Below are 21,228 nucleotides of genomic sequence, written 5' to 3'. Positions count from 1 at the left end.
CCGCCGCGCCGCTCGCCGCCGCCCCCGCCGCCCCGCCGGCCCCCAAGGCCGCCGCCCCGGCCCCCGCGCCCGCTCCGGAGGCCACCGGCCCCGAGCTGGTCGCGCTGCGCGGCCCGGCCAAGGCCGTGGCGACCAACATGGACGCCTCGCTGGAGGTGCCGACCGCGACCTCGGTGCGCGCCGTCCCGGCCAAGCTGTTGATCGACAACCGCATCGTCATCAACAACCACCTGCAGCGCGCCCGTGGCGGCAAGGTCTCCTTCACCCACCTGATCGGTTACGCCCTGGTCCAGGCCGTCAAGGCCTCCCCGGGCATGAACCACAGCTACAAGGTGGAGGGCGGCAAGTCCTACCTGGTCAAGCCCGAGCACGTGAACCTCGGCCTGGCCATCGACCTGGTCAAGCCGAACGGCGACCGCCAGCTCGTCGTCGCGGCCATCAAGAAGGCCGAGACCCTCGACTTCTTCGGCTTCTGGCAGGCCTACGAGGACATCGTCCGCCGGGCCCGCGCCAACAAGCTGACCATGGACGACTTCACCGGCGTCACGGTCTCGCTGACCAACCCCGGCGGCATCGGCACCGTGCACTCCGTGCCGCGCCTCATGCAGAACCAGGGCACCATCGTCGGCGTCGGCGCCATGGAGTACCCGGCCGAGTTCCAGGGCTCCGCCCCGGAGACCCTGGCCCGCCTCGGCGTCTCCAAGATCATGACGCTGACCTCGACCTACGACCACCGCGTCATCCAGGGCGCGGCGTCCGGCGAGTTCCTGCGCACGATCCACCAGCTGCTGCTCGGCCAGAACGGCTTCTACGACGAGATCTTCGAGTCGCTGCGGATCCCGTACGAGCCGGTCCGCTGGGCCACCGACGTCGCCACCACCCACGACGACGAGGTCAACAAGACCGCCCGCGTCATGGAGCTGATCCACTCCTACCGGGTCCGCGGCCACCTCATGGCCGACACCGACCCGCTGGAGTACAAGCAGCGCAAGCACCCCGACCTGGACGTCACCACCCACGGCCTCACCCTGTGGGACCTGGAGCGCGAGTTCGCGGTCGGCGGCTTCGGCAACCAGCGGATGATGAAGCTCCGCGACATCCTCGGCCTGCTGCGCAACACCTACTGCCGCACCGTCGGCATCGAGTACATGCACATCCAGGACCCGAAGCAGCGCAAGTGGCTGCAGGAGCGCCTGGAGAAGCCGTACACCAAGCCCGAGCGCGAGGAGCAGCTGCGCATCCTGCGCCGGCTGAACTCCGCCGAGGCCTTCGAGACCTTCCTGCAGACCAAGTACGTCGGCCAGAAGCGCTTCTCGCTGGAGGGCGGCGAGTCGCTCATCCCGCTGCTCGACGCCACCATCGACGCCGCCGCCGAGCACCGCCTCGACGAGGCCGTCATCGGCATGGCCCACCGCGGCCGCCTCAACGTGCTGGCCAACATCGTCGGCAAGCCGTACGGCAAGATCTTCGGCGAGTTCGAGGGCAACCTCGACCCGAAGTCGATGCACGGCTCCGGCGACGTGAAGTACCACCTGGGCTCCGAGGGCACCTTCACCGGACTGGACGGCGAGACCATCAAGGTCTCGCTCGCCGCCAACCCCTCCCACCTGGAGGCCGTGGACCCGGTCGTCGAGGGCATCGCCCGCGCCAAGCAGGACATCCTGGACCAGGGCGGCACCACCTTCCCGGTGCTGCCGATCCAGATCCACGGCGACGCGGCCTTCGCCGGCCAGGGCGTCGTCGCGGAGACCCTGAACATGTCGCAGCTGCGCGGCTACCGCACCGGCGGCACCGTGCACGTCGTGGTGAACAACCAGGTCGGCTTCACCGCCGCCCCGGCCTCCAGCCGCTCCTCGATGTACTGCACCGACGTGGCCCGCATGATCGAGGCCCCGATCTTCCACGTGAACGGCGACGACCCGGAGGCCGTGGTCCGCGTCGCGCGGCTCGCCTTCGAGTTCCGCCAGGAGTTCCACAAGGACGTGGTGATCGACCTCATCTGCTACCGCCGCCGCGGTCACAACGAGGCCGACAACCCGTCGTTCACCCAGCCCCTGATGTACGACCTGATCGACAAGAAGCGCTCGGTGCGCAAGCTGTACACCGAGGGCCTGATCGGTCGCGGCGACATCACCATGGAAGAGGCGGAGCAGGCGCTCCAGGACTTCCAGGGCCAGCTGGAGAAGGTCTTCGCCGAGGTCCGCGACGCCGCCCAGGCCCCGGCCCCGGCCACCGGCGGCAAGCCGGTCGCCGACTTCCCGGTCACCATCCGCACCGGCATCTCCCAGGAGATGGTCAAGCGGATCGCGGCCTCCCAGGTCAACCTGCCGGACTGGCTGACCGTCCACCCGCGCCTGCTGCCGCAGCTGCAGCGCCGCGCCGCCTCGGTCGAGGACAACACCATCGACTGGGCGATGGGCGAGACCCTCGCCATCGGCTCGCTGCTCATGGAGGGCCACCCGGTCCGCCTGGCCGGCCAGGACAGCCGCCGCGGCACCTTCGGCCAGCGGCACGCCGTCCTGATCGACCGGACCACCGGCGAGGACTACACCCCGCTGCAGTACCTCACCGAGGACCAGGCCCGCTACACCGTGTACGACAGCCTGCTGTCCGAGTACGCGGCGATGGGCTTCGAGTACGGCTACTCGCTGACCCGCCCGAACGCGCTGGTCATGTGGGAGGCGCAGTTCGGCGACTTCGTCAACGGCGCGCAGACCATGGTGGACGAGTACATCGCCTCCGCCGAGCAGAAGTGGGGCCAGCACTCGGGCGTCACCCTGCTGCTGCCGCACGGCTACGAGGGCCAGGGCCCGGACCACTCGTCCGCCCGCCCGGAGCGCTTCCTCCAGCTGTGCGCGCAGAACAACATGACGGTCGCCATGCCGACCCTGCCGTCGAACTACTTCCACCTGCTCCGCTGGCAGGCGCACAACCCGCACCACAAGCCGCTGGTCGTCTTCACTCCGAAGTCGATGCTGCGACTGAAGGCCGCGGCGAGCGCCACCGAGGAGTTCCTGTCCGGCTCCTTCCGCCCGGTCATCGGCGACGCCACCGTCGACCCGGCGCAGGTCCGCAAGGTGGTCATCACCGCCGGCAAGTTCTACTACGACCTGGAGTCGGCGCGCACCGAGCGCGGTGTCACCGACACGGCGATCGTCCGGGTCGAGCGGCTCTACCCGCTTCCGGTGGCCGAGCTCCAGGAGGAGCTGGCCCGCTACGGCAGCGACGTCCAGTTCGTCTGGGCCCAGGAGGAGCCGGCCAACCAGGGCGCGTGGCCGTTCATCGCCATGAACCTGGTCGACCACCTGGAGGTCGTCATCGGCCGCAGCGCCAACGGCGCCCGGCTGCGGCGCGTCGCCCGCCCGGCCTCCTCGGCCCCGGCGGTCGGCTCGGCCAAGCGCCACACCGCCGAGCAGCAGGCGCTGGTCGAGGAGGTCTTCTCGCTCTGACCCGCCGGTCCCGACCGGCCGGCGGCGAGGCCCCCGGCAGTACGGCCCCCCGTTGCCCTGGACGTCCAGGGCAACGGGGGGCCGCCGCCGTTCCCGGGCCGGTCCGGGGCGGCCCCCGGCCGTGCGCGGAGCGTGTGCGAAGGTCCCAGCTCTGCAACCAAACCGGGCACCGACCTGCACGGCGTCCTGACGGGTCGATAGGTTATGGCCTGTCCGGCCGCCGCCCGGGCGCCCGTCGCCGCGCCCGCCGACGGTGGCCGGTGGACCTCACCGCTCTCCCAGGGGGATCAACCGCATGACCGCCGACACGCCACCCTCCGCACCCCTCCCACCGGTCTTCCAGCCGCTGCTCCCGGACGACCCGAGGGAGGTCGGCGGCTACCGGCTGTTCGCCCGGCTCGGGGCCGGCGGCATGGGCCGGGTCTACCTCTCGTACACCCCCGGCGGCCGCCCGGTGGCGCTCAAGGTGGTGCGTCCGGAGTTCGCCGAGGACGGCGAGTTCCGCCGCCGGTTCGCCCAGGAGGTGTCCAACGCCCAGCGGATCCACGGGCTCTACACCGCCCAGGTGATCGACTCCGGGGGCCTGGACGGCGACGCCCCGTGGCTGGTCACCGCGTACGTCCCCGGCCCGTCGCTGCAGCAGGTGGTGCGGGAGAACGGCGCGCTGCCGATCCGCACCGTGCTGCTCCTGATGGGCGGCATCGCCGAGGCCCTGCAGGCGATCCACAGCGTCGAGGTGGTCCACCGCGACCTCAAGCCGGCCAACGTGCTGGTGGCCGGCGACGGCCCGCGGGTGATCGACTTCGGCATCGCCCGGGCCGCCGACGCCACCGCGCTCACCGGCACCGGCTACCGGATCGGCTCGCCCGCCTTCATGTCGCCCGAGCAGGCCCAGGGCCGCCCGGTCACCCCGGCCACCGACGTGTTCGCGCTCGGCGCGCTGGCCGGGTACGTGGCGGGCGGCACCGCGCCGTTCGGCGACGGCCCGGACACCGCCGTGCTCTACCGGGTGGTGCACGAGCAGCCCGACCTGGACGCCGTCCCGGCCGGACTGCGCGAGCTGATCCTGCGCTGCCTCGCGAAGTCCCCCGAGGACCGGCCGACGCCGGCCGAGATCATCGACGTCGCCCGCAACCACCCGAGCGTCGGCGGCCAGCTGCGGTTCTCCGACGACTGGCTGCCCAAGCAGGTCAACACCGAGATCACCCGCCGCTCGGACCTGCCGAAGACCCCGCCCACCCCGCTGCCGGCCGCGCCCGCCGCGCCGCCCGCTCCCCCGGCCGCTCCCCCGACCGGCGGGCCCTTCGCCGCGACGCCGCCGCCGGGCGCGCCGCCCACCCACCAGGCCACCGCGCCGTCCTTCGGCCCGCCGCCGCCCGGGTTCGGCCCGGCCCGGCCGGACACCCCGCCGCCCGGCTTCGTCCCGCCGCCGCTCGGCGCGTACGGCGCCGCGCAGACGCCCACCGAGGCGCCGACCGGCCCGCTGCTCGGCGCCCCGCCCACCGTCCAGCTGCGCCAGGAGCCGCCGTCCTACGACACCCCGCCGCCCGGCCCGGTGGTCACCGACACCCCGGCTCCGGCGCCGGAGCCTGCCCGCAAGGGCGGCGTCTCGTGGAAGGTGCTGCTGACCGTCGCCCTGGTGATGGCGCTCGGCGGCACGGCCGGCGGTGTGGTGCTGATGTCCAAGATGGGCGACAACAAGGACAAGAGCAGCAGCAGCAGCCAGGCCGGCACGGGCAGCGCGCAGCCCGCCGCGCCGCCGGCCACCACGCCGGCCGCCACCACGCCGCCCGCCGCCGTGGTCACCACCCCGAGCGCCACCACGCCGGCGGTCAGTGCCACGCCGAGCACGCCGGCCGCGTCCGGCGGGGTCACCGCGCCGGCCCGCCCGACCGGCTACCAGCCGGTGATCGCGAAGAAGTCGCTCGCGATCCCGGGCGCCGAGTACTCCAGCGAGGCCTACCGGATCGACCTCACGGCCGGCACGGTGGTGCCGCGCGGCTCCGACCTGAAGTGGGGGCTCGGCCTCAGCCGGGAGTCCACCTCCAGCGGCAGCCGGGCCGACTCCTTCGACAGCGTCGGCGACAACAAGTCCGACTTCGCGGTGATCACCGAGACCTCCGTCACCCCGGAGCAGTGCGCCACCGCGATCGACTCCCGGCCGGACACCGACCTGACGTTCAACCGGGTCACCCCGGGCCGGCTGCTGTGCATCCGCGACCGGATCACCCGCAACATCGCCATCGCCGAGGTGGAGGTCGCGGACCCCGCCACCGGCGCGGCCAAGGTCACCCTCTCCACCTGGCGGGCGAGCTGACCCGGTCTATCCTGACCAGGTCGAATCCCCACCGGACCGGAGCGAACCGTGTACTTCACCGACCGCGGCATCGAGGAACTGGAGAGCCGGCGCGGCGACGAGGAGGTCACCTTCGAGTGGCTGGCCGAGCGCCTGCGCGAGTTCGTCGACCTCAACCCGGACTTCGAGGTCCCGGTCGAGCGGCTGGCCACCTGGCTGGCGCGGCTCGACGACGAGGACGACGAGTGACCGGCTGACCCGGTGAACGGCCGTCGTCAGGGCCCGGAGGCACCCGCCTCCGGGCCCTTTCGCATGCGACCCGTAGGGGCGGGACTCAGGGTCCGCTCCGGGTCGGCCCCGGGGCGGGACTCCCTTGACTTCGCCGTCACGCGATATATCGTCTTGAGAAGAGAACGCGATACATCGCGAGTCCGAAACGGGAGGCGGCAGAGATGAGCCAGTGGACGGTCGAAGGACCCGACAGGATCACCATCGAGGAGACGGTCCGGACCCTTCAGGTGCGGATCATCGACGGCACGGTCAACGTGGTCGCCGCCGAGGGCCCCGCCCGCCTGGAGGTCACCGAGCTCAAGGGCGAGCCGCTGCACGTCACCCTGGTCGACGGCGTCCTCACCGTCACCTACAAGGACCTCAGCAGCTGGAACGAGTTCGGCGACGTCCTGAAGTCGGTCGAGTCGGTGAAGGGCTTCTTCGCCTCGCTCAAGCGCAAGCGGACCGCGGCGGTCACCCTGACCGTGCCGGCCGGCACCGAGGTCAAGGTCGGCACCGTCTCCGCCGCGACGACCGTCTCCGGCATCACCGGGCACGTCTCGACCCAGACCGCCGGCGCCGACATCACCCTGGTCGGCCTGGCCGGCCGGACCGACGCCCGGACCGTCACCGGTGACGTGGACGCCCAGTCGGTGGCCGGACAGCTCCGGCTCAACACCGTCTCCGGCCGGCTCACCGTGGTCGCCGGCACCTCCGAGAAGGTGTCCGCCAACGCCGTCACCGGCGCGGTCACCCTGGACCTCGCGGCCGCCGCCCCCACCGAGATCAAGGTCAACACGGTCAGCGGCGCGGTCGGCGTCCGGCTCCCCTCGCTGGCCGACACCAAGGTCGAGGCCGGCACCACCAGCGGTGACCTCTCCTCCAGCTTCGACGAGCTCACGGTGGCCGGCAGCTGGGGCACCAAGCGGCTCTCCGGCCAGCTCGGCGACGGCAAGGGCAGCCTCTCGGTCACCACCGTCTCCGGCGCCGTCACCGTGCTGCGCCGGCCGGACGCCGACGACGACGCCCAGGCGGTCGTCCGGGAGCTGCCCGCCGGGGACGGCCCGTCCACCGGCCCCGACCTCACCAAGGAGGCCTGACATGACCCCCGTCTTCGGCCACGGCCGGCTCCGGCTCTACCTGCTGAAGCTGCTCGACGAGGCCCCGCGCCACGGCTACGAGGTGATCCGCCTGCTGGAGGAGCGCTTCCAGGGCCTGTACGCGCCCTCCGCCGGCACCGTCTACCCCCGGCTGGCCAAGCTGGAGCAGGAGGGTCTGGTCGCGCACAGCACCGAGGGCGGCCGCAAGGTCTACCGGCTCACCGACGCGGGCCGCACCGAGCTCGCCGCCCGGCGGGGCGAGCTCGACGAGCTGGAGGTCGAGATCCACGACTCGGTGGCGCAGCTCGCCGGGGCGATCCGCGAGGACGTCCGGGACAGCGCCAAGGACCTGCGCGAGGAGCTGTGGGGCGCGGCCGAGCAGGCCCGCAGGAACGCCCCCCGGCCGCAGACGGAGGACGGGGACAGGGACGGGGACGCGGAGGCGAACGGCGGCAACCCGTGGGCCGGGCCGTGGGGCGACCAGGCCGCCTGGCAGCGCGCCAAGGAGGAGTTCGCCCAGTTCAAGCGGCAGGCCAAGGAGCAGGCCAAGCGGGCCAAGGAGCAGGAGAAGGCCGCCAAGGCCAAGGCCAAGGCCGCCGAGGAGGAGGCCCGCCGGCTGCGCGAGCAGTCCAGGGCGGCGCGGACCGCGGCCCAGCAGGAGGCGCTGCGGATCAAGCGCCGGGTGGAGCAGCAGGTGCGTGACCACGCGGCGCGCGGCGACTGGCCGACCGGTCTGGCCGAGGGGCTCTCCGAGCTGACCAAGGGGCTGGCCGGGCTGGCCGACGCGGCCCGCTGGGGCCACCCCGCCGAGGAGAAGTCCGGGGCCGCCGGGGGCGCGCCCGCCGCAGAGCGGGTCACCGTCACCCGGATCGACCTGGACAAGGACGAGCCGGCCGACGGGGCCCCGGCCGAGCCCCCGGCCTGGACCGCCACCGACCCGGCCGGCGACCCGGCCCGGGAGCTGGAGCGGCTGCTCGACCGCTTCCGCGACCAGGTCCGCGACGCGGCCCGGGACGGCGGGGTGACGCCGGATCGGCTCGCCGAGGCCCGCGGCGTGCTCGGCACGGCCGGCGAGCGGCTGAAGCGGCTGCTCGGCTGAGCCCGGGCGGACGCCGGTGCCCGGTACCCCGCGCGGGGTACCGGGCACCGGCGCGTCAGGGGGTGAGCACCAGCTTGCCGAAGACGTCGCCCCCGGCCAGCCGGGCGAGCGCCTGCGGCGCCGCGGCGAGCGGCAGCACCGAGTCGATCACCGGCCGGACACCGGTGGTGGCGCAGAACGAGAGCAGCCCGGCGAGCTCCTCCTTGGTGCCCATGGTGGAGCCGACCACCTTCAGCTCCAGGAAGAAGATCCGGTTCAGCTCGGCGGACGGCGGGTTGGGGCCCGAGGTGGCGCCGGAGATGACGATCGTGCCGCCCGGGCGCACCGACTTCACCGAGTGCGACCAGGTGGCCGCGCCGACCGTCTCCATCACCGCGTCCACCCGTTCGGGCAGCCGGGCCCCGCTCGGGAAGGCCGTGTCCGCGCCCAGTTCCACCGCCCGGGCCCGCTTGGCCTCGTCCCGGCCGGTGACCCAGACCCGCAGGCCGGCCGCCCGGCCGAGGACCACCAGCGCGGTGGACACCCCGCCGCCGGCGCCCTGCACCAGGACGGTGTCACCGGGCTTCACCCCGGCGTTGGTGAACAGCATCCGGTAGGCCGTCAGCCAGGCGGTGGGCAGGCAGGCGGCCTCCTCGAAGGAGAGCCCGGCGGGCTTGGGCAGCAGGTTCCAGGTGGGGACGGCCACCTGCTGGGCGAAGGTGCCCTGGTAGCGCTCGGTCAGGATCGAGCGCGGCTCGTCCGGTCCGACGCCGTGCCCGCTCTGCCCGATCACGGAGTGGAGGACCACCTCGTTGCCGTGCTCGTCGACGCCGGCGGCGTCGCAGCCGAGGATCATCGGCAGTTTCCCGGCGGGCAGGCCGACCCCGCGCAGCGACCACAGGTCGTGGTGGTTCAGGCTGGCGGCCCGGACCGTGACCACGCTCCACCCGGGGCGGGCCTGCGGTTCGGGGCGTTCGCCCAGCTCCAGCCCGCTCAGCGGGTCGTCGGCGTCGATTCGTGCGGCGTAGGCAGCAAACATGCCCCGGACGATAGCCAGAACGCCCCCGGCCCCGGAACAACGCGTGACTGTGACGCGTGTCCCGGGGAGCCGGGAGTGGACCGGAGGGTCACCGCCGGGCGACGCCCTCGGCGCGGGCGGCCTCGGCGACGGCCTTGCTGACGGCCGGCGCGACCCGCTCGTCGAACGGCGAGGGGATGACCCGCTGCGGCGTCAGCTCGTCGGCCACCACGCCGGCCAGCGCCTTGGCGGCGGCCAGCTTCATGCCCTCGGTGATCCGGGTGGCCCGGACCTGCAGCGCGCCCGCGAAGATGCCCGGGAAGGCCAGCACGTTGTTGATCTGGTTCGGGAAGTCGCTGCGGCCGGTGGCCACCACGGCCGCGTACTTGTGCGCGACCTCGGGGTGGATCTCCGGGTTCGGGTTGGCCATGGCGAAGACGAACGCGCCCTCGGCCATGGTCGCGACGACCTCCTCCGGCACGGTGCCGCCGGAGACGCCGATGAAGACGTCGGCGCCGGCCAGCGCGTCGGCGAGGCTGCCCCGGAGGCCGGTGCGGTTGGTCAGTCCGGCGATCTCCGCCTTGACGTCGGTGAGGTCCCCGCGGCCGTCGTGCACCACGCCCTTGCGGTCGCAGACGGCCACGTCGCCGATGCCGGCGGCGAGCAGCATCTTGGCGATGGCGATGCCGGCCGCGCCGGCGCCGGAGATGACGGCCCGCAGCGAGCCGATCTCCCGGCCGGTCACCTTGGCCGCGTTCCAGAGCGCGGCGGTGGTGACGATCGCGGTGCCGTGCTGGTCGTCGTGGAAGACCGGGATGTCCAGGGCCTCCTGGAGCCGGCGCTCGATCTCGAAGCAGCGGGGGGCGGAGATGTCCTCCAGGTTGACGCCGCCGAAGGACGGGGCCAGCCGGACCACGGTCTCGACGATCTCGTCCACCTCGGTGCAGGCCAGCGCGATCGGCACCGCGTCCACGCCGCCGAACTGCTTGAAGAGGATCGCCTTGCCCTCCATGACGGGCAGCGAGGCCTCCGGGCCGATGTCGCCGAGGCCCAGCACGGCGGTGCCGTCGGTGACCACGGCCACCGTGTTGGCCTTCCAGGTGTAGTCGTTCACCAGCTCGGGCTGCTCGGCGATGGCCGTGCAGACGCGGGCGACACCGGGGGTGTAGGCGAGGGACAGGTCGTCCGCGTCGCGCACCGGGACGGTCGCCCGGACCTCCATCTTGCCGCCGCGGTGGAGCGCGAACACGGCGTCGACCGGATCGTCGGTGTCCTGGGTAGTGCTGTGGATGATCTCCGCTGCCACGATGACCTCTTCGTCATTGATCGAGCGAGGACACCCGGCCGACGGAGCGGACGACCCGTCCGGTACCGGCATCCGGCGACCGGTGGCCGGTAACCGGACCCCGGAAACGCCGAAGTGTCCCCGGGGGAGGACTGGGTCGGGGCGCCGCCGTCGGACGGACGCCCTCGGATGAGGGTTTTATGGATTTGTCTGCGTTGTTCTGCGCTGTTGCTTCCGGGCCGAGCGTAGGTCGGACGAGGGCATCGCACCCATGCCTTTTCGTCCAAGTCACGTGGTTGTCGTACGCCTCACAGCCACCTGGGAGCACCAGGCGCCGCGAGAACCGGGCCCCGGCTGCGGCGACGGCGAAACGAGTACGCGCACCCGCAGGGGTGAACGCAGACGCGGAGGGGAGGCCGGTGCCTCGGATACGGAGTCGTCGTCCTGGACTTCCGTTCCTGCGCACCCCGAGCCTGTTGCGGCCCGGCGGTCTGGTTCGAGCGTCGGGGGTCACCCGGTACCGAATTCTGACACACCCGCCCACCGGCCCGGCAGGCCGGGATGGGAGGATCCGTTCTTCCGCCATCTCGCGTACACCTCCGCGACGCCGCGGCGCCTTCCCCTCCCTCCCACAGGAGCAACCGATGCACTACCGTGCGAAGTCCCGCCGGCCGGCCGCCGCCGCGCTCGTCCTCACCACCGCCGGCGCGCTGCTGCTGAGCGGCTGCGGCGGTGGCGGGACGACGGCCCAGGACCCGCTCCAGGAGATCCGGGCGAAGCTCCCGAAGGCGCAGCAGTCGGCCAAGGTGCTCCGGATCGGCATGGACGTCAACTACCCGCCGGTCGAGTTCCGGGGCGGCGACGGCAAGCCGGACGGCCTGGACCCGGACATCGCCGCGGCGCTCGGCCGGATCCTGGACCTGCGGGTCGAGTACGTCGACACCCCCTTCGACAAGCTCCTGCCGGGCCTCCAGGGCAAGCAGTACGACGTGGTGATGTCCGCGCTCAGCGACATCCGCGAGCGCCGGGAGGGCGTGGACGACGCCGGCAAGCCGGCCGGCCCGGCGGTGGACTTCGTCGACTACTTCATCGCCGGCACCTCGATGGTGGTCGCCAAGGGCAACCCGAAGGGCATCCGCACCCTGGACGACCTCTGCGGCAGGACGGTCGCGGTGCAGTCCGGCACCACCCAGGACGAGATCGCCACCCGCCAGGTCACCGCCTGCGCCCGGACCGGCAGGCCGCTCACCGTGCACGAGTTCGACACCGACGCCAAGGCGCTGGCCGAGGTCGCCGCCGGCGCCGCGCAGGCGGGCCTGAACGACTTCCCGGTGGCCGCCCACGCGGCGAGGAACACCGACGGCGGCAACCGCTTCGAGGTGGTCGGCTCGCAGTCCCGGTCCAACCCGTACGGGATCGCGCTGCGCAAGGAGGACACCGGCCTGCGCGACGTGCTGGTCAAGGCGGTCGACCAGCTGATCCGCAGCGGCGAGTACGACAAGATCCTCGCCAAGTGGGACGTCGCCGCGGGCGCGGCCCAGAACGCGGTGGTCAACGGGGGCGTCTGAGCCGTCCGGGACCGGCGCCGGCCGGGCGCGGGGGCCGCGGCGGAGCGGTCGGGCGATCGGGCGAGCACCCGGCCGGGCCTCCGGGCGGACCGCGGGGAGAACCGCATACTTATACACAGGGTGACAGGGACACGGAATTAGTCCGAATAGCGGACAACGCGGCCCCTCGTTATCCGATTTTGATCTGAATCACGGCCACCCGACCGTCATCAGATGGCAGGATTCCCCCCATCTCGGATCGAGCCGGCCCCTGGTCGAGGCGGCCCGGTCAACGCCCACCTCGGCGGACGGTGGCGGAGAGCAGTACCCGTACCACCCTGCGCGCAGTTCTCCCTGCCCCACCCGTACAGCGCCGTACGGCACTTGCCGCCCCGGTGCGCCGCTCCCCCGTGGCGCGCCCCGCCCGACCTCTCCCTCAGGAGGAGATCCCCCATGATCGCCCGTACCCAGCGCACCCGCCTCCTCGCCACCGCGGCGGTGCTCGCGTCCGCGTCGCTCGTGCTGACCGCCTGCGGCAGCAGCAAGTCCTCCTCCACCAGCGCCGGCGGCACCAACCCCTCCGCCGCCCTGCCGACCGTCAGCGCCGACGCCAAGCTCGCCGCGCTCGTCCCGGCCGACGTCAAGAGCGCCGGCAAGCTGATCGTCGCCGCCGACGCCTCCTACGCCCCGAACGAGTTCCAGGACGCCGCCGGCAAGGTCATCGGCATGGACGTCGACCTGGCCACGCTCATCGGCCAGAAGCTCGGACTCGCCGTCGAGGTCCAGAACTCGCCCTTCACCGCGATCATCCCGGGCATCAGCGCCAACAAGTTCCAGCTCGGCATGAGCTCCTTCACCGACACCAAGGAGCGCGAGGCCACCGTCGACATGGTGACCTACTTCCTGGCCGGCACCAGCGCCGCGGTCAAGAAGGGCAACCCGGACAAGATCGACCTCAAGGACCTCTGCGGCAAGAAGATCGCCGTCCAGACCGGCACCACCCAGGCCGACACCATCAAGGACACCATCACCCCGGACTGCGTCAAGGCGGGCAAGGCCGGCGTGCCGAACGACGGCGACAAGTTCGACCTCCAGACCGACGTCACCACCGCCATGGTCTCCGGCCGCGACCAGGTCATGCTCGCCGACTCCCCGGTCGTCGACTACGCCATCAAGCAGACCAACGGCCAGCTGGAGCAGCTCGGCGACGTCGAGGGCAAGGCCCCGTACGGCGTCGTGCTCGCCAAGGGCTCCGCGCTCGCCCCGGCCGTGCAGGGCGCGATCCAGTCGCTGATGGACGACGGCAGCTACAAGAAGGTCCTGGAGAAGTGGGGCGTCCAGGCCGGCGCGATCGACAAGTCCGTCATCAACGGCGCCACCAGCTGATCCCTCGTCACTCCTCTTCACCCGAGGCCACTGTGAACCATTCCGACCAGGGGGAGAAGGTGTCCGGCCGGCCTGAGTCCTTCAAGGCCGTCCCGGTGCGCCACCCCGGACGGTGGGCCGGAGCCGTCGTCGTCGCGGTGCTCGCCGCGATGCTGCTCCACGCCCTGATCTTCAATCCCGCCTTCCAGTGGGACGTCGTCAACACCTACCTCTTCGACTCCAGCATCCTGCACGGCCTCGGCGTCACCCTGGAGCTGACCGCGCTCTCGATGGTGATGGGCGTGGTCGGCGGCATCATCCTCGCGGTGATGCGGCTGTCGCCCAACCCGCTGCTGTCCGGCACCGCGTGGTTCTACATCTGGATCTTCCGCGGCACCCCCGTGCTGGTCCAGCTGGTGTTCTGGAACTTCCTGGGCGCCCTGTGGCCGACGCTGTCGATCGGCGTCCCGTTCGGCCCGGAGTTCTGGTCCGGCTCGACCAACACCCTGATCCCGGTCTTCACCGCGGCGCTGCTCGGCCTCGGCCTCAACGAGGCCGCCTACATGGCGGAGATCGTCCGCGGCGGCATCCAGTCGGTCGACGAGGGGCAGACCGAGGCCTCGCACGCGCTCGGCATGAGCCGCTTCACGACCATGCGCCGGATCGTCCTGCCGCAGGCCATGCGCGTGATCATCCCGCCCACCGGCAACGAGACCATCTCGATGCTCAAGACCACCTCGCTGGTCTCGGTCATCGCGCTGGAGGAACTGTTCCGGGCCGGGCAGAACATCTACTCGCGCACCTTCCAGACCATCCCGCTGCTGATCACCGTCAGCCTCTGGTACCTGTTCCTGACCTCCATCCTCACCATCGGCCAGTACTACGTCGAACGGCACTACGCCCGGGGCACCACCCGGACGCTGCCGCCCACGCCGCTCCAGCGGCTGCGGCTGCTGTTCGGGGGCAGGCCCCCGGCCCCGAAGGCCCAGCACGACGTCGTTCCGGGGCTTGAGGGAGGCACCCACCAATGACCGACCTGAGCAAGACGCCGGCCGCCGCCGGCACCGGCCACCCGATGGTCAGGGCCGAGGGCGTCCGCAAGTCCTACGGCGCCGTCGAGGTGCTCAAGGGCATCGACCTGGAGGTCCGGCGCAACGAGGTGTTCTGCCTGATCGGCCCCTCCGGCTCCGGCAAGTCGACCTTCCTGCGGTGCATCAACCACCTGGAGAAGATCAACGGCGGCCTGCTGTCCGTCGACGGCGAGCTGGTCGGCTACCGGCAGCAGGGCACCAAGCTGTACGAGCTCAAGGACAGCGAGGTCGCGCTCAAGCGCCGTGACATCGGCATGGTGTTCCAGCGCTTCAACCTGTTCCCGCACATGACCGCCCTTGAGAACATCATCGAGGCTCCGGTGCAGGTCAAGGGCGAGAGCAAGGCCTCCGCCAAGGAGCGCGGCATGGCCCTGCTGGAGCGGGTCGGGCTGGCCGACAAGGCCGGGAACTACCCCTCCCAGCTCTCCGGCGGCCAGCAGCAGCGGGTGGCCATCGCCCGGGCGCTGGCCATGAAGCCCAAGCTGATGCTCTTCGACGAGCCGACCTCGGCGCTCGACCCGGAGCTGGTCGGCGACGTCCTGGACGTCATGCGCGGGCTCGCCGAGGAGGGGATGACCATGATCGTGGTGACCCACGAGATGGGCTTCGCCCGCGAGGTGGGCGACGCGCTGGTGTTCATGGACGGCGGCGTGGTCGTCGAGTCCGGCAACCCCCGCGAGGTCCTCACCAACCCCCAGCACGAGCGGACCCGCGCGTTCCTCTCCAAGGTGCTCTGAGCACGGCGCACCGCGGCGCCCGGCAGGCCGGTCCTGCCGGGCGCCGCCGCTTTCCCGCTTTCGCCCCACGGGTAATAGGCTGGAGGCAGTCAGCCCGTTACCGATCTCTGGAAGGACCACCGTGGAGCTCGCCTCGTACGCCGATCTGGCGGTCCGGCTGGTGAACACCGAGGAGCCCGAACGAGGCACCGACTCGCTGACCTCGGTGGACGCGGTGCGAGGCCTCTTCTCGGACGCCGCCCGGGCCCGCGACCTCGCCGACGAGTCCGACCTGCCCCGGCTGCGGGCCGTCCGCACCCGGCTGCGCGGGGTCTTCGAGGCCGCCGCCGAGGGCGAGGAGGTCCGCAGCGTCGACCTGCTGAACAGCCTGCTGATGGAGTTCCCGGTCAGCCCGCTGGTCTCCGGCCACGACTACCTGGACGAGGCCGGACGCCCCCGCTGGCACCTGCACCTCGCCGACAACTCCCCCACCGCCACCGCCCACTTCAGCGCCGTCGCCTGCATGGGCCTGGCCGTCCACCTGACCGAACTGGGCGCCGACCGGCTCGGCATCTGCCAGGCCGCGCCGTGCCGCAACGCCTACCTGGACACCTCCACCAACCGGTCCCGCCGCTACTGCTCGGACCGCTGCGCGACCCGCGCCAACGTCGCCGCCTACCGCGCCCGCAAGCGCCTGGAGGCCGCCGCGGCCGCCGGGAGCCCCGAGGGTTAGGGCTCAGTTCCGCAGGCCCTCCGGGCGGACCCACACGCCGAGCCGGCGGGCCAGCCCGGGGACCCTGGCCAGCGGGCCGGAGAGCAGCAGCCGCTCCAGCCGCCGGCCGGGCGCCAGCCAGGCCGGCCTCGGCCGCAGCCGCAGCAGCACCCGGCCGAGCACCAGTTCGTCCGGCACCGCGCCGTAGCTGCGGCTGTCGCTGTCCACCGGCCGGTTGTCGGAGAGCAGCCACCAGCCCTTCGGCCGCCGCCCGTCGGCCCGTTTGACGATCAGCAGGTCCTGCTGGAACGGGTGGCGGAAGACCACCACCGCACCGGGCCGGATCCGCGCGCCGTACCGCACCAGCAGCTGGTCGCCGTCGCGCAGGGTCGGCACCATCGAGTCCCCCGCCACGTCGATCAGCCCGAACGGCGCGCCGCCCGCCGGGGGCCCGTCCTCCGGTTCCGCGCTCCGTGCCACGACTCCTCCTCCCGGCCCGCGTCCCGCCGCGTCCCTCGGTCGCACACCAGTCTGCCCCACGGTGCGCCGCCCGCCGATGTCCGGATTCACCCGGTTCCGGCTCCGCCTTTTGCCCTAGGCCCGCCGCCCGGCCGAGAAACGGCGGGGTCCGAAGGGTAATCTCGGGCGCGGGAAGACGATCTAAGGAAGGACTCCCATGCTCTCTCGTCTGTTTGCACCGCGCGCCACCGCCCACGCCCACTGCGACCTGCCCTGCGGCGTGTACGACCCGGCCCAGGCCCGCATCGAGGCCGAGTCCGTGAAGGCCACCCAGGAGAAGTACCAGGCCAACGAGGACCCGCACTTCCGCGCCCGCGCCATCATCATCAAGGAGCAGCGCGCCGAGACGGTCAAGCACCACATCTCGGTGCTGTGGAGCGACTACTTCAAGGCCCCGCACTTCGAGAAGTACCCGCAGCTCCACCAGCTCATCAACGACACCCTGAAGGCCGCCTCGGCCGCCAAGGCGTCCACCGACCCGGCCACCGGCCAGGCGCTGCTCGACCTCATCGCCGAGGTCGACAAGATCTTCTGGGAGACCAAGCAGGGCTGATCCCCGCTCGCCCCTCCTTCGAGCGCCCCCGCCCGCACGCCGGACCGGGGGCGTTCGTGTGTTCCCGCCCACACCGGGCCGGGTAAGGGTTGCCTGGCCTGTGCGCTTGTTATGCTGCCAGGGCGTCCAGAGGGGGAAGCCGGTGCGAATCCGGCGCTGACCCGCAACGGTAAACGGTGCCCCGTGCCCGTGAGCCCGATCGCCCGAGGACGCCGACCTCCCGACAACTCGCCGTGGACTGCGAGGGGATGGCGCCCCGGCACACCCGCGCCCGGGCGGGCCTCCCCGCGCCGTGCGCGGCCCGAGGCAAGGCGCACCAGTGAGCAGCACCGCGACCGCACCGGCCACCGCCGCGGCCCCACCGGGCCCGCGCCGAACACCCGCCGTCCCGCTGGCCGCGGCCCTCGCCGTCGCACTGCTGGTCTCCCTGGTCTGCGCCGTCGCCGTCGGCTCCTCCGGACTCGGCTGGGGCCAGGTCCTGCGGCTGCTGCGCGCCGGGCTGACCGGCGGGCAGCTGGAGGCCGACGAGGCCGCCGCCTACGCGATCGTCTGGGAGATCCGGCTGCCGCGCGCCGTGCTGGCCGCCGTGGTCGGCGCCGGACTCGCCGCCACCGGGGTCGCCGTCCAGGCGATGGTCCGCAACGCGCTCGCCGACCCGTTCGTGCTCGGCATCTCCTCCGGCGCCTCGGTCGGCGCCAACGCCGTGCTGATGCTGGGCGCCTTCGCCTCGCTCGGCGTCTGGGCGATCTCCGTCTCCGCCTTCACCGCCGCCCTGCTGGCCATGGTGCTGGTCTACCTGACGGCCCGTACCGCCCACGGGCTGACCCCGCTGCGGCTGGTGCTCACCGGCACCGCGATGTCCTACGGCTTCTCCGCGCTGACGGCGCTGATGGTCTTCGCCGCCGCCCGCGGCGAGGCCGCCCGCTCCGCCATGATGTGGCTGCTCGGCAGCCTCGGCGGCGCCACCTGGGGTTCGGTGCCGATCGCCGCCGTCACCGTGCTGGCCGGCCTGGCCTACCTGGCCTGCGCCGCCGGGCGGCTGGACGCGCTGGCCATGGGCGACGAGACGGCCGCCTCGCTCGGCGTGGACCCGGACCGGCTGCGCCGCGAACTGTTCGTGGTCACCGCCGCCGTCACCGGCACCGTGGTCGCCGTCAGCGGGGCGATCGGCTTCGTCGGACTGATGGTCCCGCACCTGGTGCGGATGCTGGTCGGCGCCGGCCACCGCCGGGTGCTGCTGGTCGCGCCGCTCGCCGGGGCGCTGCTGCTGGTCTGGGTGGACATCGTCTCCCGCACCCTGCTGGCGCCCGCCGAACTGCCGGTCGGCGTGGTCACCGCGGCCGTCGGGGTGCCCTGCTTCCTGCTGCTGATGCGCCGCCGCGGCTACTCCTTCGGCGGTGGCCGGTGACCGCCCCCGCGCCCGCGGCCTCCCGCGCCCTGGACCTCGCCGTCGACGGGGTCTCGGTCGACCTGGCCGGCGTCCGGCTGGTCCACGACGTCACGCTGAACGCCGCCGCCGGCCAGGTGGTCGGCCTGATCGGCCCGAACGGCAGCGGCAAGTCCACCCTCCTGCGCTGCGTCTACCGGGCGCTGCGGCCCGCCGCCGGCGCCGTCCTGGTCGGCGGCGACGACCTGCACGCGCTCGCCCCGCGCGAGTCCGCCCGGCGGGTGGCGGCGCTGCCGCAGGAGCACTCCGCCGAGTTCGACTTCACCGTGGCCGAGGTGGTCGGCATGGGCCGGCTGCCGCACCGGCGCGGCGCCCTGGCCGGGCCGTCGGCCGGGGACGAGGAACACTGCGCCGGGGCGCTGCGCCGGGTCGGCGCCGCCCACCTGGCCGCCCGGGGCTTCCTGAGCCTGTCCGGCGGCGAGAAGCAGCGGGTGCTGATCGCCCGGGCGCTGGTCCAGGAGCCCCGGGTGCTGGTCCTGGACGAACCCACCAACCACCTGGACATCGCCCACCAGTTGGAGGTGCTGGCGCTGGTCCGGGAGGCCGGGCCGACGGTGCTCACCGCGCTGCACGACCTCAACCTGGCCGCCGGGCACTGCGATCTGCTCCACGTGCTCGCGGGCGGCCGGATCGTCGCCTCCGGGCCGCCCGCCGAGGTGCTCCAACCCGACCTGCTGGCCGAGGTGTTCAAGGTCCGCGCGACGCCCGTGCGGCACCCGGTCACCGGCGCCGTCCAGCTGCTCCTCGACCGACTGCCGTAGCCCGCCCCCCGCCCCGCCGAACCGCTCTTCCCGAGGACCCCCCATGCGCACCAAGGCCGTTGCCGCCGCCTCCCTGCTCGCCCTCGCGCTCACCGGCTGCGGCGCCGAGATCGCCCCGCGCGGCGACGGCGCCGCCGCCTCCGCCCACTACCCGGTCACCGTCGAGAACTGCGGCACCGCGGTCACCTTCACGGAGAAGCCGGCCCGCACCGTCACCAACGACGTCGGCATCACCGAGCTGATGTTCGCGCTCGGCCTGGAGGACCGGATGGCCGGCTACGTCATGCCCGACGACAAGGGCCGGGTGGACAAGGTCGCCTGGAAGGACGCCTACCAGCGGGCGCCCTGGCTGTCCAAGGAGCGGATCACCAAGGAGACCGTGCTGGAGGCCAGGGCCGACCTGGTGGTCGACGGCTGGCACTACGGCTTCGACGAGGGCCGGGGCTTCACCCCGCAGACCCTCTCCGGCCTGGGCATCGCCTCCTACGTGCTCACCGAGTCCTGCCGCAGCGGCAAGGGCCCGGAGCGCGGGGTGATGTCCCCGCTCGACGCGCTCTACACCGACCTGACCAACCTGGGCGAGATCTTCGACGTCCGGGACCGGGCCGACAAGCTGGTCGCCGGCTTCAAGGAGCAGATCGCCGCCGTCCCCGAGCCCGCGCACCGCCCGGGCGTCTTCCTGTACGACAGCGGCGAGGACAAGCCGTACACCTCCGGCCGCTTCGCCGCCCCGGAGGAGATCATCGCCAGGGCCGGCGGCCGGAACGTGATGGGCGACGTCGCCGACTCCTGGACCACCGTGGGCTGGGAGGGCGTGGTCCAGCGCGACCCCGAGGTGATCGTGATCAACGACTACGGCACCCCGGACGCCGAGGCGAAGCGGAAGTTCCTGAAGTCCTTCCCGCCGCTGGCCGGCGTCTCCGCGGTGCGCAACGACCGGATCTTCGTCCTGGACTACGCCGACCTGGTCGAGAGCCCGCGCAACCCGGCCGCGATCACCGCCCTGGCGGAGTACCTGAGGACCGTCCCGGCCCGCTGAGCGGAGGCCCTCCCGGCCGCCGTCCGGCCCGCCCTGCGGCCGGTTCCGACGGGCGTACGCTCAAGAGTACGAGCCGACGGAACCGACCGGAGGAGCGAGAACATGACCACCATGGCCGCACCGTCCGCCTTCGACGTCCGGGCCCTGCGCGAGGGCATCGAACGCGCCGACGCCGGGGCCCTGCTGGCGCTCTACGCGGACGACGCCGAACTGCGCGTGGTCGACCGCAAGACCCAGCCCAGCCACCCGCTGGTGATGCACGGCCGGGCCGAGATCGGCGCGATGCTCGACGACCTCTACGCCCGCGAGATGAGCCACACCCTGGAACAGGTGGTGGTCCAGGAGGACCGCCTCGCGTTCCTGGAGTCCTGCCGCTACCCGGACGGCGTCCGGGTGCTGGTCAGCTCCACCGCCGAGCTGCGCGACGGACGGATCGCCGACCAGACGTCCGTGCAGGTCTGGGACGAGAACGAACCGGCCAAGTAGGCTCGGAGCCATGATCCGCACCGCCCTCCCCTCCGACGTCCCCGTCGTCCACGCCATGATCCGCGAACTCGCGGACTACGAGAAGGCCGTCCACGAGATGGTCGCCACCGAGGAGCAGCTGCACGGCGCCCTGTTCGGCACCGACCCGGCGCTGTTCGGCCTGATCGCCGAGGACGACACCACCGGCGAGCCGGTCGGCTTCGCGCTCTGGTTCCTCAACTACTCGACCTGGCGCGGCACCCACGGGATCTACCTGGAGGACCTCTACGTCCGCCCGCAGGCCCGCGGCGGCGGCCACGGCAAGGCGCTGCTGCTGGAGCTGGCCCGGATCGCCGTCGAGCGCGGCTACTCCCGGATGGAGTGGTCGGTGCTGGACTGGAACACCCCCTCGATCAACTTCTACAAGTCGCTCGGCGCCGTGCCGATGGACGGCTGGAGCGTCTACCGGCTCACCGGGGACGCGCTCACCGCCGCCGGCGCCCGCTGAGACCGGCGC

At 72.7% G+C, this 21,228-nt stretch carries 19 protein-coding genes and 1 riboswitch; of the genes, 16 read left to right on the top strand and 3 right to left on the bottom strand.

From position 1 onward, the window contains the following. From ACFVVL_RS30530 to ACFVVL_RS30510, 5 genes are all read left to right on the top strand, one after another. On the top strand, positions 1-3,449 hold a 3,449-nt coding region (locus tag ACFVVL_RS30530), incomplete at its 5' end, for a multifunctional oxoglutarate decarboxylase/oxoglutarate dehydrogenase thiamine pyrophosphate-binding subunit/dihydrolipoyllysine-residue succinyltransferase subunit (RefSeq protein WP_387680899.1). A gap of 295 nt (positions 3,450-3,744) precedes the next feature. Next, entirely contained in the window at positions 3,745-5,766 is a 2,022-nt protein-coding gene (locus ACFVVL_RS30525; RefSeq protein ID WP_387680896.1) for a serine/threonine-protein kinase, read from the top strand. Positions 5,767-5,814: 48 nt separating this feature from the next. Beyond that, positions 5,815-5,994 (top strand): DUF6104 family protein, encoded by a 180-nt coding sequence (locus ACFVVL_RS30520; protein ID WP_030309148.1) that lies wholly within the window; start codon positions 5,815-5,817, stop codon positions 5,992-5,994. A 203-nt stretch (positions 5,995-6,197) separates the two neighbouring features. Beyond that, a complete protein-coding gene (locus ACFVVL_RS30515) occupies positions 6,198-7,115 on the top strand; it encodes a DUF4097 domain-containing protein (RefSeq protein WP_387680892.1) in 918 nt (305 codons plus the stop codon). Position 7,116: 1 nt separating this feature from the next. Continuing rightward, entirely contained in the window at positions 7,117-8,214 is a 1,098-nt protein-coding gene (locus ACFVVL_RS30510) for a PadR family transcriptional regulator (RefSeq protein WP_387680889.1), read from the top strand. A 55-nt stretch (positions 8,215-8,269) separates the two neighbouring features. Here ACFVVL_RS30510 and ACFVVL_RS30505 read toward each other — a convergent pair whose 3' ends face one another. Beyond that, entirely contained in the window at positions 8,270-9,232 is a 963-nt protein-coding gene (locus tag ACFVVL_RS30505; RefSeq protein WP_387680886.1) for a zinc-binding dehydrogenase, read from the bottom strand. 88 nt (positions 9,233-9,320) lie between these two features. Beyond that, positions 9,321-10,517 (bottom strand): NADP-dependent malic enzyme, encoded by a 1,197-nt coding sequence (locus ACFVVL_RS30500; protein WP_380289850.1) that lies wholly within the window; start codon positions 10,515-10,517, stop codon positions 9,321-9,323. Between the two features lie 623 nt (positions 10,518-11,140). Between ACFVVL_RS30500 and ACFVVL_RS30495 the strand changes: the two genes are divergently transcribed. The 5 genes from ACFVVL_RS30495 (at position 11,141) to ACFVVL_RS30475 (ending at position 15,948) form a co-directional block, all read left to right on the top strand. Continuing rightward, positions 11,141-12,064: an ABC transporter substrate-binding protein gene (locus ACFVVL_RS30495; protein ID WP_387680882.1), complete on the top strand. Its 924-nt coding sequence runs from the start codon at positions 11,141-11,143 to the stop codon at positions 12,062-12,064. A 432-nt stretch (positions 12,065-12,496) separates the two neighbouring features. Beyond that, positions 12,497-13,429, top strand: a complete 933-nt coding sequence (locus tag ACFVVL_RS30490) for an ABC transporter substrate-binding protein (RefSeq protein WP_380289846.1) — start codon at positions 12,497-12,499, stop codon at positions 13,427-13,429. Positions 13,430-13,488: 59 nt separating this feature from the next. After that, positions 13,489-14,439: an amino acid ABC transporter permease gene (locus ACFVVL_RS30485; protein ID WP_380289844.1), complete on the top strand. Its 951-nt coding sequence runs from the start codon at positions 13,489-13,491 to the stop codon at positions 14,437-14,439. Further along, complete coding sequence (locus ACFVVL_RS30480) at positions 14,436-15,236, top strand: amino acid ABC transporter ATP-binding protein (RefSeq protein ID WP_380289842.1); 801 nt, start codon at positions 14,436-14,438, stop codon at positions 15,234-15,236. Before ACFVVL_RS30485 ends, ACFVVL_RS30480 begins: the two co-directional genes overlap by 4 nt. 121 nt (positions 15,237-15,357) lie before the next feature. Then, positions 15,358-15,948, top strand: coding sequence for a CGNR zinc finger domain-containing protein (locus ACFVVL_RS30475; protein ID WP_380289840.1), 591 nt, complete (start codon positions 15,358-15,360; stop codon positions 15,946-15,948). A gap of 3 nt (positions 15,949-15,951) precedes the next feature. Here the strand turns inward: ACFVVL_RS30475 and sodX are convergent, their stop codons facing one another. After that, a complete protein-coding gene (sodX, locus tag ACFVVL_RS30470) occupies positions 15,952-16,326 on the bottom strand; it encodes a nickel-type superoxide dismutase maturation protease (RefSeq protein ID WP_380289863.1) in 375 nt (124 codons plus the stop codon). A gap of 277 nt (positions 16,327-16,603) precedes the next feature. On the opposite strand from sodX, the gene sodN reads away from it, so the two are divergent. The 6 genes from sodN (at position 16,604) to ACFVVL_RS30440 (ending at position 21,219) form a co-directional block, all read left to right on the top strand. Continuing rightward, positions 16,604-16,999 (top strand): superoxide dismutase, Ni, encoded by a 396-nt coding sequence (gene sodN, locus ACFVVL_RS30465; RefSeq protein ID WP_355363948.1) that lies wholly within the window; start codon positions 16,604-16,606, stop codon positions 16,997-16,999. Between the two features lie 130 nt (positions 17,000-17,129). Continuing rightward, a riboswitch (cobalamin riboswitch) is annotated at positions 17,130-17,204 on the top strand. Positions 17,205-17,318: 114 nt separating this feature from the next. Then, a complete protein-coding gene (locus tag ACFVVL_RS30460; protein WP_380289838.1) occupies positions 17,319-18,407 on the top strand; it encodes a FecCD family ABC transporter permease in 1,089 nt (362 codons plus the stop codon). Between the two features lie 29 nt (positions 18,408-18,436). After that, a complete protein-coding gene (locus ACFVVL_RS30455; protein ID WP_387680911.1) occupies positions 18,437-19,207 on the top strand; it encodes an ABC transporter ATP-binding protein in 771 nt (256 codons plus the stop codon). A gap of 43 nt (positions 19,208-19,250) precedes the next feature. Beyond that, a complete protein-coding gene (locus tag ACFVVL_RS30450) occupies positions 19,251-20,246 on the top strand; it encodes an ABC transporter substrate-binding protein (protein WP_387680875.1) in 996 nt (331 codons plus the stop codon). Positions 20,247-20,348: 102 nt separating this feature from the next. After that, on the top strand, positions 20,349-20,732 hold the full coding sequence (locus ACFVVL_RS30445; protein ID WP_380289834.1) for a nuclear transport factor 2 family protein: 384 nt from the start codon (positions 20,349-20,351) through the stop codon (positions 20,730-20,732). Positions 20,733-20,742: 10 nt separating this feature from the next. Further along, positions 20,743-21,219: a GNAT family N-acetyltransferase gene (locus ACFVVL_RS30440; RefSeq protein WP_387680872.1), complete on the top strand. Its 477-nt coding sequence runs from the start codon at positions 20,743-20,745 to the stop codon at positions 21,217-21,219. Positions 21,220-21,228: the final 9 nt, after the last annotated feature.

The organism is Kitasatospora sp. NPDC058115, from assembly GCF_042884635.1.
Taxonomy (GTDB): Bacteria; Actinomycetota; Actinomycetes; order Streptomycetales; family Streptomycetaceae; genus Kitasatospora.
The sequence above is the reverse complement of the archived record's forward strand: the minus strand, read 5'-3'. Positions and strand labels throughout refer to the sequence as shown.